This is a genomic window from Pseudomonas sp. SIMBA_041 (genome assembly GCF_046535095.1).
Lineage (GTDB): Bacteria > Pseudomonadota > Gammaproteobacteria > Pseudomonadales > Pseudomonadaceae > Aquipseudomonas > Aquipseudomonas mucoides.
The window spans coordinates 1-269 of record NZ_JAWRXJ010000340.1; the positions used below are offsets into that span (position 1 = coordinate 1).

General features: G+C 68.8%; 1 pseudogene. It reads left to right on the forward strand.

Annotation, left to right across the window (positions count from 1 at the left end):
- Positions 1-269 (forward strand): annotated as a pseudogene (locus SB725_RS31400) (M20 peptidase family dipeptidase); the annotation flags it as partial.

The following is a 269-nucleotide window of genomic DNA, read 5'->3' on the forward strand; positions in this document are numbered from 1 at the left end:
GGGCGCACCTGGACCGCGAAGGTTTCAGCCAGGTGGAGATCGTCATGGAGCGCTGCTCCCCGGCCACCCGCCTGGACCCGGACAACCCCTGGGTCAGGTTCGCCAAGACCTCGATTGCAGGTAGCAGTGCGCAGCGCCTGGCGCTGTTGCCGAACCTGGCGGGCACCCTGCCCAACGACATCTTCGCCGACGTGCTGGGGCTGCCGACCCTGTGGATTCCCCACTCCTACCCCGGCTGCTCGCAGCACGCCCCGGACGAACACCTGCTG